Here is a 16,913-nt window from a genome sequence, read left to right on the forward strand (position 1 = left end):
TCAATCGTATCATCGCCCGGAGCCGTTACCACCGGATCCGTCGTATCACCAATGGTGATCGTTTGGGTATCCGTGCCTTGATTCAAGCACTCATCGATGGCGGTGAAGGTCCGCGTAATGACGATCGGGCAGGTGCCAGTCTGCGTATCTACATAAGTAAGGGTATAGTTGCAATCTTCGGTAACCGTCACTCCGTAAGCGGCTTCCTGACCCGTAATATCTACCGGCGTCTCAGAATAATCCGCAAGGCCCGTAGCTACATCGCAAGCTTCAATCGTATCATCTCCTGGGGCCGTTACCACCGGATCGGTCGTATCACCAATCGTGATCGTTTGCGTATCCGTTCCTTGGTTGAGACACTCATCAATGGCGGTGAAGGTCCGTGTGATCACTACCGGGCAAGTTCCCGTTTGAGAGTCAACGTAAGTGAGTGTATAGTTACAATCTTCCGTAACCGTTACCCCGTAAGCTGCTTCCTGATCCGTAATATCTACCGGCGTCTCAGAGTAATCCGCAAGACCCGTAGCTACATCACACGCCTCAATCGTATCATCTCCCGGGGCCGTTACCACCGGATCAGTCGTATCTCCAATCGTGATGGTTTGCGTATCGGTGCCTTCATTCAAACACTCATCAATCGCGGTAAAGGTCCGCGTAATGACGATCGGGCAGGTGCCAGTCTGCGTATCTACATAAGTAAGGGTATAGTTGCAATCTTCGGTAACCGTAACTCCGTAAGCCGCTTCCTGACCCGTAATATCTACCGGGGTCTCAGAATAATCCGCCAAGCCCGTAGCGACATCACAAGCCTCAATCGTATCATCGCCCGGAGCCGTTACCACCGGATCGGTGGTATCACCAATGGTGATTGTTTGGGTATCAGTGCCTTCATTCAAACATTCATCGATGGCGGTGAACGTCCGAGTGATCACGACCGGACAGGTGCCGGTTTGCGTATCTACATAAGTGAGTGTATAGGTGCAATCTTCCGTAACCGTTACTCCGTAGGCTGCTTCCTGACCCGTAATATCTACTGGAGTTTCTGAGTAATCAGCCAGCCCCGTAGCTACATCACAAGCTTCAATGGTATCATCGCCCGGGGCGGTTACTACCGGATCGGTCGTATCGCCAATCGTGATCGTTTGGGTATCGGTACCCTGGTTGAGGCATTCATCAATCGCGGTAAAGGTCCGGGTTATGACTACCGGGCAAGTACCGGTTTGCGTATCCACATAAGTGAGTGTATAGGTGCAATCTTCGGTAACCGTCACTCCGTAAGCGACTTCCTGTCCGGTGATATCAACCGGCGTTTCTGAATAATCAGTAAGACCTGTAGCTACATCGCACGCCTCGATCGTATCATCGCCCGGGGCCGTTACTACCGGATCCGTCGTATCACCAATCGTGATGGTTTGCGTATCCGTGCCTTGGTTAAGACACTCATCAATGGCGGTGAAGGTCCGCGTAATTACTACCGGGCAGGTGCCGGTTTGAGAGTCAACATAAGTGAGGGTATAATTACAATCTTCGATAACCGTCACCCCGTAAGCGGCTTCCTGACCCGTAATATCCACTGGCGTCTCAGAATAATCTGCTAATCCCGTAGCTACATCGCAAGCCTCAATCGTATCATCGCCCGGGGCCGTTACTACCGGATCGGTCGTATCTCCAATGGTGATCGTTTGCGTATCCGTGCCTTCATTTAAACATTCATCGATTGCGGTAAAGGTACGCGTGATCACTACCGGGCAAGTTCCCGTTTGAGAGTCAACATAAGTAAGGGTATAGTTGCAGTCTTCGGTGACCATTACACCGTAGGCCGCTTCCTGCCCCGTAATATCTACTGGGGTTTCAGAATAATCGGCCAGACCCGTGGCTACATCGCACGCTTCAATCGTATCATCGCCCGGAGCCGTTACCACCGGATCGGTCGTATCACCAATCGTGATCGTTTGCGTATCCGTGCCTTCATTTAAACATTCATCGATTGCGGTAAAGGTACGCGTGATCACTACCGGGCAAGTTCCCGTTTGAGAGTCAACATAAGTAAGGGTATAGTTGCAGTCTTCGGTGACCGTTACTCCGTAGGCCGCTTCCTGACCCGTGATGTCTACCGGGGTCTCAGAATAATCCGCTAATCCCGTAGCGACATCGCAGGCTTCAATCGTATCATCTCCCGGAGCGGTAACTACCGGATCCGTCGTATCGCCAATCGTGATCGTTTGCGTATCCGTGCCTTGGTTAAGACACTCATCAATCGCGGTGAAGGTCCGCGTAATCACTACCGGGCAAGTGCCGGTTTGCGTATCTACATAAGTGAGTGTATAGTTGCAATCTTCGGTAACCGTAACTCCGTAAGCCGCTTCCTGACCCGTAATATCTACCGGGGTTTCAGAGTAATCCGCTAATCCCGTGGCTACATCGCAGGCTTCAATCGTATCATCGCCCGGAGCCGTTACAATCGGGTTAGTCGTGTCGTCGATGGTGATGGTTTGTACATCCACGCCCTGGTTGAGACACTCGTCCGTAACGGTGAAGGTTCGCGTGATTACGATGGGGCAGGTGCCGGCCTGGGTATCTACATAAGTTGTCGTGTAGTTACACGCCTCAGTCACCGTCAACCCGTAAGCAGCTTCCTGGCCGCTAATATCTACCGGAGTTTCAGAATAATCAGTCAAGCCACCGGCAATATCGCACGCTTCAATGGTGCCATCATCCGGGGCGGTTACTACCGGATTAGTCGTATCATCAATCGTGATCGTCTGCACATCCGTACCGACATTCAAACACTCATCGGTAACCGTGAAGGTCCGCGTGATGACGATTGGACAGGTGCCGGCTTGGGTGTCCACGTAGGTCGTTGTGTAGTTACACGCCTCCGTCACCGTCAATCCATAAGCAGCTTCCTGGCCGCTAATGTCTACCGGCGTCTCGGAATAATCCGCCAGGCCACCGGCAATATCACAAGCTTCAATGGTGTCATCATCCGGTGCGGTTACTACCGGATTAGTCGTATCATCGATGGTAATGGTTTGCGTATCCGTGCCTTGATTGAGACACTCATCCGTTACGGTAAAAGTCCGGGTAATAACGATCGGACAGGTACCCGTCTGGGTATCAACATAAGTCGTGGTATAGTTACAAGCTTCCGTAACCGTTAATCCATAAGCAGCTTCCTGGCCGCTAATGTCTACTGGATTCTCAGAGTAATCCGTCAGGCCGCCGGCAATATCACAGGCTTCAATGGTGTCATCATCTGGTGCGGTTACCACCGGATTAGTCGTATCATCGATGGTTATGGTCTGCGTATCCGTCCCTTGATTGAGACATTCATCCGTTACGGTAAAAGTCCGCGTGATCACAATTGGGCAGGTGCCGGCCTGGGTATCCACGTAAGTCGTAGTGTAGTTACAAGCTTCCGTGATAGTAAGACCATAGGCCGCTTCTTGCCCCGTAATGTCTACCGGCGTCTCGGAGTAATCCGTCAGACCACCAGCAATATCGCACGCTTCAATCGTATCATCATCCGGGGCCGTTACTACTGGATCGGTAGTATCGCCAATCGTGATGGTCTGCGTATCCGTTCCTTCGTTCAAACACTCGTCGATCACCGTAAAAGTACGGGTAATCACTACCGGACAGGTGCCCGTCTGCGTATCCACATAAGTGGTCGTATAGTTACAGGCTTCCGTGATCGTGAGGCCATAAGCACCTTCCTGGCCGCTAATATCTACCGGCGTCTCGGAGTAATCCGCCAAGCCCGTAGTCACCTCGCAAGCCTCGATCGTATCATCGTCCGGGGCCGTTACAATCGGGTTAGTCGTGTCGTCGATGGTGATGGTTTGCACATCCACGCCCTGGTTGAGACACTCGTCGGTAACCGTGAAGGTCCGCGTGATTACGATTGGGCAGGTGCCCGCCTGGGTATCCACGTAAGTTGTGGTGTAGTTACACGCCTCGGTAACCGTCAGCCCGTAAGCAGCTTCCTGCCCGCTGATGTCCACCGGAGTTTCAGAGTAATCCGTCAGGCCACCAGCAATATCACAGGCTTCAATGGTGTCATCATCCGGAGCAGTTACTACCGGGTTAGTGGTATCATCGATGGTGATGGTTTGCACATCCACGCCCTGGTTGAGACATTCATCCGTAACCGTGAAAGTCCGGGTAATAACGATCGGACAGGTACCCGTCTGGGTATCAACATAAGTCGTGGTATAGTTACAAGCTTCCGTAACCGTTAATCCATAAGCAGCTTCCTGGCCGCTAATGTCTACTGGATTCTCAGAGTAATCCGTCAGGCCGCCGGCAATATCACACGCTTCAATGGTGTCATCATCCGGGGCGGTTACTACCGGATTAGTCGTATCATCAATTGTAATGGTCTGCGTATCCGTGCCTTGATTGAGGCACTCATCCGTTACGGTAAAAGTCCGCGTGATTACGATCGGGCAGGTACCGGCCTGCGTGTCCACGTAAGTCGTGGTATAATTACACGCTTCTGTAACCGTTAGTCCATAAGCGGCTTCCTGACCGCTAATGTCTACTGGCGTCTCAGAATAATCCGTCAGGCCACCGGCAATATCGCACGCTTCAATGGTGTCATCATCCGGGGCCGTTATTACCGGATTAGTCGTATCATCGATGGTGATGGTTTGCGTATCCGTGCCTTGATTGAGACACTCATCCGTTACGGTAAAAGTCCGCGTGATTACGATCGGACAGGTACCGGCCTGCGTGTCCACGTAAGTGGTCGTATAGTTACAGGCTTCCGTAATGGAAAGACCATAGGCCGCTTCCTGGCCCGTAATATCCACCGGAGTCTCGGAGTAATCAGCCAGACCACCGGCAATATCACAAGCTTCAATCGTGTCATCATCCGGAGCAGTTACTACCGGGTTAGTGGTATCATCGATGGTGATGGTCTGCGTATCCGTCCCTTGATTGAGACATTCATCCGTTACGGTAAAAGTCCGCGTGATTACAATCGGACAGGTACCGGCTTGGGTATCTACGTAAGTGGTGGTATAGTTACAAGCTTCCGTGATAGTAAGGCCATAGGCTGCTTCTTGCCCCGTAATATCCACCGGAGTCTCAGAATAATCCGCCAGGCCACCGGCAATATCGCACGCTTCAATGGTATCATCATCCGGAGCGGTTACTACCGGATCAGTGGTATCACCAATAGTGATGGTCTGCGTATCCGTGCCTTCGTTCAAACACTCGTCGGTCACCGTAAAAGTCCGGGTAATTACTACCGGACAGGTGCCCGTTTGCGTATCCACATAAGTGGTCGTATAGTTACAAGCTTCCGTGATCGTGAGGCCGTAAGCACCTTCCTGACCGGTAATATCTACCGGCGTCTCGGAGTAATCCGCCAGACCAGTATTTACCTCGCAAGCCTCGATCGTATCATCATCCGGAGCCGTTACAATCGGGTTAGTCGTGTCGTCGATGGTGATGGTTTGTACATCCACGCCCTGGTTGAGACACTCGTCCGTAACGGTGAAAGTCCGCGTGATTACGATCGGGCAGGTGCCGGCTTGGGTATCCACGTAAGTTGTGCTGTAGTTACACGCCTCGGTCACCGTCAGCCCGTAAGCAGCTTCCTGGCCGCTGATGTCTACCGGAGTTTCAGAGTAATCCGTCAGGCCACCGGCAATATCACAAGCTTCAATAGTGTCATCATCCGGTGCCGTTACCACCGGATTAGTCGTATCGTCAATAGTGATGGTTTGCACGTCCACGCCCTGGTTGAGGCACTCATCGATAACCGTGAAAGTCCGGGTAATAACGATCGGACAGGTCCCCGTCTGGGTATCCACGTAAGTTGTGGTATAGTTACAAGCTTCCGTAACCGTTAATCCATAAGCAGCTTCCTGGCCGCTGATGTCTACCGGAGTCTCAGAGTAATCCGTCAGGCCGCCGGCAATATCACACGCTTCAATGGTGTCGTCATCCGGAGCCGTTACTACCGGGTTAGTCGTATCATCGATGGTGATGGTTTGTACGTCCACGCCCTGGTTGAGGCACTCATCGATAACCGTGAAAGTCCGGGTGATCACGATCGGGCAGGTACCCGTCTGGGTATCCACATAGGTGAGTGTATAGTTACACGATTCCGTCACTGTAACGCCGTAAGCGGCTTCCTGGCCCGTGATGTCTACCGGGGTTTCGGAATAATCAGTTAAACCGTTTGACACATCACAATTTTCAATGGTATCATCATCCGGAGCGGTGACTACCGGATTGGTGGTATCATCGATGGTGATCGTTTGGGTATCGGAGCCTTCATTCAAGCACTCATCCGTGACTGTAAAGGTCCGCGTAATCACGATTGGGCACGTACCCGTTTGGGTATCCACATAAGTCGTGGTATAGTTACACGCTTCCGTCACCGTTAATCCATAAGCAGCTTCCTGTCCTGTAATATCGACCGGCGTCCCGGAGTAATCCGGCAGACCAGTAGTTACATCGCAAGCCTCGATCGTATCATCATCCGGAGCCGTTACTACCGGATCGGTCGTATCACCAATAGTAATGGTCTGTGTATCCGTACCAACATTCAGGCATTCATCCGTAACCGTGAAAGTCCGGGTGATCACGACCGGACAGGTGCCGGTCTGCGTATCCACATAGGTGAGCGTGTAGTTACAGGCTTCCGTAACCGTAACTCCGTAAGCAGCCTCCTGACCGGTAATATCTACCGGAGTTTCGGAATAATCAGTCAGGCCAATCGTTACTTCACAGGCCTCGATCGTATCATCATCCGGTGCCGTCACTACCGGATTGATGGTATCATCGATGGTGATCGTTTGCAAAACGGTACCAACATTCAGGCATTCATCGGTCACCGTGAAGGTCCGCGTGATCACGATCGGGCAGGTACCCGCCTGGGTATCTACATAAGTGGTGGTATACGTACAAGCTTCCGTGATCGTCAGACCGTAGGTCGCTTCCTGACCGGAAATGTCTACCGGCGTCTCGGAATAATCCGCCAGACCGCCGGTAATATCACAAGCTTCGACCGTAAGATCATCCGGTCCCGTTACTACCGGGTTGGTCGTGTCGTCAAGCGTGATCAGTTGGGTACAGTCGGTAAAATTGCCGCAATCATCCGTTGCCCGGTAGGTACGGGTAAAGGTCTCCGGGCAGCTCGCGTTATCCGACACATCACTCACAAAAGTTACCGTTACGTTAGTGCAATTGTCCGTCGCCGTCACCAGGGTGATATCCGCAAGTGGGAAGTCGGCATTACACTCTACCGATTCGGCTACCGGACAGGTGATTACCGGCGCCGTGATATCATTAATCGTGATCAATTGCGTACAATCCGTAAAATTACCGCAATCATCCGTGCCGCGATAGGTCCGCGTAATGATCTCCGGACAGCTTCCACCGTCCGATACATCGCTCACGAAAGTGATCGTTACCGTATTACAATTGTCCGTTGCGGTGACCAGACTGATGTCTGCAGCGGGTACGCCGGTAGTACATTCTACCGTTTCCGCATCCGGGCAGGTCAATACCGGCGGGATAATATCATTGATCTCAATAGTCTGCGTACACTGGACGGTTTGTGCGCAAAAATCGGCTACCTGGTAAGTACGGGTAATCGTTTCCGGGCAAACCCCGTTGTCCGTAGTTTCACCAACGAGAATGAAAGAGGCTTCATCTATTCCACAATTATCCGCTGCCGAGCCACCGGCCGCAATGAACTCCGCATAGGTGGCATAGCTCAGATCGGGCCCGTCTTCACAGTACCGATCCAGGCCGGTCGGACAGGTCATCGTCGGCAAAACATCATCACTCAGCGTAATGATCTGATCACAGGATTCATCATTGCCACACTCATCCGTAATGGTATAGGTTCGGGTAATGATCTCCGGGCAGGTATTGCCATCACTTAAGTCCGCGTAAGCAATACCATTTTCGGGGACCGTACAGGGATAATTAATGTATCCTCCCGCATTCAGGAAGTCGGTTACGGTGGGATAGGCCGGAAGATCTTCTATGAAACAGGCCGTCAGAGGACCCGGACAAGCCAAACATTCCAGCACGGTAAATTCTACCGTAGCCACCGTTTCGCAACCATTCGGCGAAGTAGCGGTCACCGTATACACGGTGGTACCTGCTCCCGGAGTCACCGTCCAGATCGAAGGATCGGCTCCCTGAACGACGCCTGTCGCTGGAGACCAAACGTAAGTATTTCCATCTTCAAAATCATAAGTCACGGATTCCCCCAAACAAATTGAGGGGTTATCTCCAAGGTCCACTACCGGATAAGGATCTACCAGGATATCGACATTGAAGGTTTCCATCGCACAATCGGGGCGGTTCTCATCAATCACTACCAGAGAATAGGTGCCCGACTGGGTAGGAACAAAACTTAACTCCGTGGCACTGGAAGCACTCGCGAGCGAGGAACCAGTGCCGTCCGGCCCGCTGAACCATTCCATGGAATAGGTCGATCGAAAGGGACCGACCAGGGTCCCTGTCACTTCTTCGGCGTCTTCCAGACAAAAGACCAAAGGATTGGGTTCGATAATTACCTCAGGGAAAAAAACCACTTCTACCGTTACCTGATCACAAACTTCGAAAGCAGTCGTACAGGTAAATACAGAAGGGTCCGGCGATCCACAAACCTCATATTCGATGAACTGGGGAGCATTTTCATCCGGAGTGACCGCCACTATGTCACAGGCGCCACCGGTACCGATACACTCGAGATAATCGAGGTAAATACCACCTCCGGTCAGATCCGTCCAGTAGATCGAACTGGGATCCGGGCCCGTTACTTCAATCGGCTGATCACAGTCCTGCCGCGTCACTACGTCATCGGCCACAATGATCCCCGGAATGGAAGTGATCGAATATTCATTCGGGTTGTTACCCGGTTTGCAGAAAGTCACAAAATAGGTTTCTCCACCGGGCAGACAGATATCTTCTCCCACCGGTGTAGGCTCATTACATTCTATCTGGTAGAACATAGCCCCGGAAGGCTCCGCCCCCGAATAGAAATCGAAGATAATCCCCACCGCCAACTCGTCTAATATGACGGTAAAGGAAATACAGCGATCCGGCCAGACCGCACCGCAGCAATAGCCCTCCCGGGAATCCTGTGGGGAGATCCAAACCCCATCGGGATCTCCACTCAGATCCGCCACGTAGTGTGGCACATCGGGATCACAAAGCGGACATTCAAAAGTGGGATCACAGGAATCATCGATCCGGATAGCCTGCTCGCAGGTAACTACATTGCCACAGTCATCGGTCGCGCTATAGACCCGAAAAAGTGTATCCGGACAGGAGGTCTCGGTCTCATAGGTAAAACCCCGGCGATTATCACTAACAAAGTCCACATCCACACTCCCTACGCTACAATCGTCGTAAGCAGTCACCGAGGAGAGATCCGGATTGGGAATATTGGCCGGGCAACTCACCGAGGTATTGGGTGGACAAACAATGACCGGAGGCGTGTTGGATTCCGAAATACTGATCTTCTGGCTGGTCGATACGGAATTACCGCAGGCATCCGTGGCCGTCCAGTTTCTGGTGATCTCGTAGTATTTAAAGCCGGAACAGTTACCGATCGGGTTAATCGATTCCGTGTAGGTCAGCGTTGGTGCCGGGCTACAGTTATCCGTGGCGGTGACGCTGGAGGGCAGGGGAATATTATCACAGGTAGCATTGGTTTTCCCGGCGTTCAGGATTACCGGATCTGTATTATCAAAAACGTTAATCGTCTGGGTAGCCGTAGTGGTATTACCACAATCATCCGTGGCCGTCCAGGTACGGGTTACCGTATATTCATTGACACAGGAACCGGGGATCTGGTTAGAATCGGTATACGTAATGTCTACGTTGTTATCGCAGTTATCCGTAGCCGTAACGGTAGTGGGGATCTCATCGCACTCTACGGTTATAGTGGCGGCCACCCCGCTGATCACCGGAGGCGTGGTATCTTCTACATTGAAAGTACGGCTGACGTTGGTTACATTTCCACAATCGTCCGTAGCGATCCAGGTACGCGTCAGGGTATACGTGCCCGAGCAAGACCCGGGAGTAATGGCATCCACGAAAGTGACGGTCGGGGAAGGATCGCAGTTATCCGTTACGGTGACATTGGTCGGTATATTATCACATTCCACGGTAGCGTTGACCGGCACACTGGTGAATACCGGGTCCGTATTGTCGCTCACCGTAATATCCTGACTCTCCGATACACTATTGCCGCAATCATCCGTGGCCGTCCAGGTACGCGTCAGTACATATTCTCCATCGCAAGCGCCGGGGGTAGTCGTTTCCAAAAGGGTGACGTTAGGTGAACCGTCACAATTATCCGTAGCCGTCGGACTGGCCGCCGCCGGAATGTTATCGCAGGAAGCCGTCGTATTCGCCGGCACGCCCGCCAGGACCGGAGCCGTATTATCGGTAACCGTGATCACCTGCGTGGCCGTCCCCACATTTCCACAGTCATCCGTGGCCGTCCAGGTGCGGGTCAGGGTATAATCTCCAGTACAAAGTCCGGCGGTAGTAGTTTCCGAAAGGCTGATCACGGGGGTAGCGGTACAATTATCCGTGGCCGTCGGACTGGCCGCGGCGGGAATATTATCACAGGAAGCCGTCGTATTGGCGGGTACGCCCGCCAGGACCGGAGCCGTATTGTCGGTAACCGTGATCACCTGCGTGGCCGTACCGATGTTGCCACAATCATCCGTGGCCGTCCAGGTACGGGTCAGGGTATACTCACCGGTACAACTGCCGGCAGCAGTGGTTTCCGAAAAGCTCGTTACCGGTGTCGCGGTACAGTTGTCCGATGCAGTCGGACTGGCCGCCACGGGAACATTATCGCAGGAAACAGTTGTATTGGCCGGCACCCCGCTCCATACGGGCAAGGTGGTATCGTCAACGGTAATGAGCTGGGTACACTGAGCAGTCTCGCTACAGCTGTCGGTTATCTGGTAGATGCGGGTTATGGTCTCCGGACAACTGGCATTATCGGATGTTTGACTGAACACGGTCAGTGAATTAACATCGATGCCGCATGTTGACAGGGTATCTCCTCCGGCCGCGATCAATGCCGCCAGATTGGCGTAAGCCGGCTGCTCGGCGATACTACAGGAAGCCGTCAGTGCAGGAGGGCAGTCGAAAGTAGTAATAGCAGCTTTGATCCCAGCCTCAGATTTTTCCTTTTCTTCCCGTTCTAAAACGGAAAGTGGCTCCAGCAGGAAAAGCAAAAAGTTGCTCATCCCGCCGGCCGTTTTGAAAACATTAGCTCGGTTGATTACAGTATTGTCCGCCGTTACCGACGCCTCGTTGCGAAATCGAGGATGTATAATATAAGGTGATAGTGCTGTGTTTAGCGACAGTGATCCATTTTGCAAGGAAGGATTTGCTTCATCGTCATTTCCGGCCGATTCCAGTCCATCGGGACCGTCGGTTTCAGCTTGTGACAGCTGCTCGATCCCTGGATCATTCCAGGTAGCAATAGCAAAGATGTGTTCTGGCGCCCACCAGCTCTCAGGTGGGCTGAAACGAGTAGCTTCATAAAGCATCTGCCCCTGCCCTATTTCAACGGATAGCAATCCGAGGATAACCAAAACTGGAATTCTGTATCTAATCATTTGCTTTATGAGGTACATTAAGGGTAACCGAAAAACCGCAATAGTGATAAGCATACTCACGCCGAATGCCCTGTATATCGGTTTATCCAGTCAAGTACGTTATCACGAATGTTATAAGAAATCGTAAATTTATTCTAGGACTCTGTTCAGAATTGTAAGGGTATCTCGCAGAATATTTAATCGATCAGTAAGTTGGTTTGCTAGAGGACAAAAAGTGATAATCGGGTAAATTATCTGTGGTAGGGAGACTGTTAAAAAACATCAAATAAAAATAGATAAATTTTTAATAAATAAGCTGTTATCGTTTAACAATCCGTATTTATTGTCCTGCAATATATATACATGCCCCTTTTTTTAAAAAAATTTAGCAGACTAATTCAAAAAAAGACTAATAGTTTGTGACATTAGATTTCACTTTCCATAAGTTTGTATACGTTAATTCGAAAGCACTATTCCTTCAAAACCTTTCAATAGATCTTCAATGGGTATTTCCAGACGGCTGCTGTATTTCGTTATTTTGTGTATTGTTGGAATAATTGCGCTGTACGTTTTAATGCCCTCTTCTTCCGGCGTAGATTATAGTTCTGAGGTAAAACCGCTGCTGAACAAAAAATGTATTGCCTGCCACGGAGGGGTTAAAAAGAGCGGAGGTATCAGTTTTTTGTTTCGCGATGAAATGATCACCGAAGGGGAATCAGGCCACATAGCCGTCGTGCCGGGAAAGCCCGGAAAAAGTGAAGTGATCCGTCGCATTACCCATCAGGATCCGGAAGTACGCATGCCGCCGGACGGCGATCCGCTCACACCGGAAGAGATCGACATCCTCACCCGGTGGATCGAAGGAGGCGCCCAATGGGGAGAACACTGGGCCTACGAATCAATCGAAAAGCCCGAACTGCCGCCCTACCCCGTCAGCGCTGGAAATACCGAAAGTAATACGGACCAATGGGGCCATAATGGCATCGATCAATTCGTGATCAGTCGCCTCGTACAGGAAGGACTCTATCCGAACGAATCGGCAGACTGTGCCAGTCTGATCCGTCGGCTAAGCCTGGACCTTATCGGGCTTCCCCCGGCACCGGACCTGGTGGACCAATACTGTGCAAACCCCGGTGAAGAGCAATACCAGGCCGTTATCGACACTCTCCTGAATGACCCGGCTTTCGGTGAGCACTGGGCCTCCCACTGGCTGGATCTGGCCCGCTACGCCGATACCAAAGGCTTCGAACGGGACGCCCACCGGGAGATCTGGCACTACCGCGACTGGCTCATCCGCGCTTTTAATCAGGATATGCATTATGATCAGTTCACCGTAGAACAACTGGCCGGCGACCTGCTCCCCAATCCCACCGCCGATCAATACACGGCCACGGCCTTTCACCGCAACTCCATGAGTAACGATGAAGGTGGTACCGATAATGAAGAATACCGGGTGCAGGCCATCATCGACCGGGTCAATACTACCTGGGGCGTTTGGCTGGGTACGACCATGAACTGTGTCCAGTGCCACAGCCATCCTTACGATCCGATCCGGCACGAAGATTTCTATACGTCTTATGCCTTTTTTAATAACAGCCGGGATGAAGATACCCACCATGACTCACCGCGGTTTCGCTATTACCAAGGTCCGGATTCCCTGCAGCTAGATAGTATCCGCAATTTTATCCGGGAATTGCCGGGAATTGACGAAGCACAACGCGAGCGGACCGAAGCCAGCATCGTTCAGCTTTTGCATACTACCGAACCCAAAGTGCATCCGCACTATTTCGAATTTTTGGAAAACAGCGCCCACGGAGATACCAAAACGCTGGTCATGTATCCCGAGGGATTGGTTAAGCTGCCTAACTTCCTGATCGGGCAGGATAGCCTGCTGCTGATCAGCTTCGGTGGCGTACCCGACGGTGGCACCCTGACCATACGCAGAGACAAACGCGACGGCCCGCTGGTAAGTGAAATTGCCCTCTCTAAAGAATATCGCGGCCGGCAGGTATTTTTTCCGGTTAAGCCGCAACCCCATGCGGCCGACCTCTATTTTTCTTACACTCCGGCCCCGGATCAGGGCGGCAATTTGAGTATCGGCTGGATGGTTTTCTACCAACCTCCCTACGATAATTTCAGCGACCTGCAACCGTCCCTTACGGATATCCTGAATACGCGCGGAGTGAAATCCGTGCCGGTCATGATGGAAGGTGAAGGCAAATACCAGCGGACTACCCGCGTCTTTGAGCGGGGCAACTGGCTGGTGCACGGCGATACCGTCCAACCGGACGTACCCGGCGTTTTTGCCGAGTCGGCCGATGAACCCATGCAGGACCGTCTGGATCTGGCACAATGGATCGTAAGTCCCCAAAATCCGCTGACCGCCCGGGTAACCGTCAACCGTTTCTGGGAGCAGTTATTCGGCCGGGGCATTGTGGAAACTTCCGAGGATTTCGGTAGTCAGGGTTCCGTGCCCTCCCACCCGAAACTGCTGGATTATCTGGCTTACGAATTTATGCATACCCAGCAGTGGAGTGTAAAAGCCCTGCTTCGTCAGATCGCCAGTTCGGCTACCTACCGGCAGGCCTCGGACGTCAGCTCGTCTAAACTGGAAAAGGACCCGTATAACATTTTGCTGTCCCGCGGCCCCAGGGTCCGTTTGAGTGCCGAGCAGGTCCGGGATCAGACCCTCGCGGTGAGTGGCCTGTTGAGTAAAAAAATGTACGGGCCTCCGGTAATGCCACCGCAACCGGACGGAATCTGGTCGGTCGTCTACAACGGCGCCCAGTGGGTACCGAGTACCGGCGAAGATCGTTATCGCCGGGCGGTGTATACCTACTGGCGGCGTACCAGTCCCTATCCGTCGATGGTTTCATTCGATGCGCCCTCCCGGGAGTTCTGCGTGGTGCGCCGCATCCGGACCAATACGCCTCTACAGGCGTTGGTAGCGCTGAATGATCCGGTATTTCTGGAAGCCGCCCAGGCCATGGCCCGATCCGGTAGCCAAACTTCGGACAGTGTTGATGAAAATATTCAAACGATCTTTCAAAAAGCTATTTTCCGCGTTCCCACCGGATCGGAATTGCAACAACTGGAACAAGTATACGAAGACGCTCTGGCCGATTACCAAGATGATCAGCAGGCCGCCAGGGATCTGCTGACGCCCCAGGATCAGTTACTTTTCAACAGCGTACCCCAGGAGACACCGCCACCGGATTGTGCGGAAAAAGATTGCGCCGAACTGGCCGCGATGACCGTGGTCGCTAATGTGATCCTCAATCTCGACGCCTTTATCACTAAGGAATAAACAACTACCATGAAATTATTTGATGAGCTTCAACATACCTACCACCGGCACCATACCCGTCGGCATTTTCTGCAGCAGTGTGCTACCGGACTGGGTGCTTTCGCCATGGGAGCACTGACGGGTTGTGGTAGTTCGGATGGTCAGGATAGCCAGATCATGAATGCTTTGGCCGGCAAGAACATCCTGGGCATCCCCCATTTTGCCCCGCGGGCCAAGAGGGTCATCTTCCTGCATATGGCCGGAGCACCCTCCCAACTGGAGCTATTTGATTACAAGCCGGAACTGGAGAAACTGGACGGACTGGATTGCCCTCCCTCTCTTCTGGAAGGCAAACGCTTCGCTTTTATTCGGGGCGTACCCAAAATGCTCGGTCCCCAGGCAACCTTCCGCCAGCACGGAGAATCCGGCGCCTGGATCTCGGATAACCTGCCGCATCTGGCCAAATCCGCCGATGATATTGCATTCCTGAAAGCCTGCCATACGGACCAGTTCAATCACGCGCCGGCGCAATTGCTGCTGTATACCGGCTTTGCCAATCTGGGACGCCCCAGCATGGGGTCCTGGGTGACCTATGGCCTCGGATCGGAAAACAATAACTTACCGTCTTTTGTGGTACTTGTTTCGGGAGGCAAAACGCCCAGTGCCGGAAAAAGTATCTGGGGTAGCGGCTTTTTACCGACCATTTACCAGGGCGTCCAATGTCGCAGTAAAGGGGATCCGGTGCTGTACGTATCCGATCCGGTGGGCATGCCGCGGAACCTGCGCAAGCGCACCATCGAAGCCATCAATCGCCTCAACGAAGAGCACTATCAGGATGTCGGTGATCCCGAGATCCTTACCCGCATCGGTCAGTACGAAATGGCCTACCGCATGCAAATGTCCGTACCGGAAGTCATGGACATCAGCAAAGAGCCGGAGCATATTCTCAATCTGTACGGGGCCGAACCCGGTGCCGCCTCTTTCGCCAATAACTGTCTGCTGGCCCGTAAGCTGGTGGAAAATGACGTCCGTTTCGTCCAGTTGTTCGATTGGGGCTGGGATGCCCACGGCACCGGAGCCGATACCGGCCTGAGAGGCGGCCTGCAGGAAAAATGCCGGCAGATCGACCAGGCTACCGCCGCCTTGCTGACTGACCTAAAACAGCGAGGCCTCCTGGAAGAGACCCTCGTAGTGTGGGGCGGTGAATTTGGCCGGACCCCCATGCAGGAAAACCGCAACGGAAAGATCAATCCGTTTAAAGGCCGCGATCACCACACCGAAGCATTCACGACCTGGATGGCCGGCGGAGGAATTAAGGGCGGTATTTCTCACGGCGAAACGGATGAGATCGGCTATTACGGCATTAAGGACCGGGTACATGTCCACGATATCCAGGCGACCGTTCTCCACCAGTTGGGGCTGGATCACGAAAAACTCACATTCCAGTTTCAGGGACGGGATTACCGGCTGACGGATGTGCACGGACATGTGGTGAAAAACATTCTGGCCTGATAAATGTTTTGAGGTGTTAAAGTGTTGACGTTGGAAAGTGCTAATGTTTGAGGCAACCTGAGCAGTCCGATAACCCCGTACACAAACACATTAACACCTCAAAACATCAACACCTCAACACGTTTATCACCCCGCTCCAAAGCAGATCAAATGCCCATCGGGATCTTCCACATCAAAATCCCGCATTTTATAATCCCGATCGCCGATTGGTGTTTTTATCTTTACCTTTCTTTCCTGGTACGTTTGATACAGGCCGTCAATGTCATGAACAAAGACGTAGATCATGACCCGGGAATTTTTACGGTCATCACCCGTCGCGGGTTGATCCCGGAGAGATAGGTGGATCTGAACGTTCTCCCCTCCCCGGACAATGGCGTAGGAAACCGGTTCCTGCCAGGTAAAAGAAAGCTCGAAGCCAAGTTGGTCCCGGTAAAAGTGTAAGGAACGTTCCATGTCAGCTACCGGCATCACGGACGCGGCATGGGAGAAATGATGTTGTAGGTCGGGCATGG

4 protein-coding genes are annotated in these 16,913 nt (G+C 52.4%); 2 read left to right on the plus strand and 2 right to left on the minus strand.

Translation table 11 applies throughout. The features are described 5' to 3' along the window. On the minus strand, positions 1 to 11,249 hold an 11,249-nt coding region (locus CRP01_RS03100; protein ID WP_143473244.1), incomplete at its 3' end, for a hypothetical protein. Between the two features lie 856 nt (positions 11,250 to 12,105). Between CRP01_RS03100 and CRP01_RS03105 the strand changes: the two genes are divergently transcribed. Together CRP01_RS03105 and CRP01_RS03110 are read left to right on the plus strand one after the other, a co-directional pair. Continuing rightward, entirely contained in the window at positions 12,106 to 14,910 is a 2,805-nt protein-coding gene (locus CRP01_RS03105) for a PSD1 and planctomycete cytochrome C domain-containing protein (RefSeq protein ID WP_222845650.1), read from the plus strand. Positions 14,911 to 14,919: 9 nt separating this feature from the next. After that, the gene (locus CRP01_RS03110) at positions 14,920 to 16,401 is read left to right on the plus strand and encodes a DUF1501 domain-containing protein (protein WP_099148539.1); all 1,482 of its coding nucleotides are present in this window, start codon (positions 14,920 to 14,922) and stop codon (positions 16,399 to 16,401) included. A gap of 126 nt (positions 16,402 to 16,527) precedes the next feature. On the opposite strand, the gene CRP01_RS03115 is transcribed toward CRP01_RS03110, so the two are convergent. Next, the gene (locus CRP01_RS03115) at positions 16,528 to 16,911 is read right to left on the minus strand and encodes a bleomycin resistance protein (protein ID WP_099148540.1); all 384 of its coding nucleotides are present in this window, start codon (positions 16,909 to 16,911) and stop codon (positions 16,528 to 16,530) included. Positions 16,912 to 16,913 lie beyond the last annotated feature (2 nt).

It is taken from the genome of Flavilitoribacter nigricans DSM 23189 = NBRC 102662 (assembly GCF_002646595.1).
GTDB classification, from domain to species: domain Bacteria; phylum Bacteroidota; class Bacteroidia; order Chitinophagales; family Saprospiraceae; genus Flavilitoribacter; species Flavilitoribacter nigricans.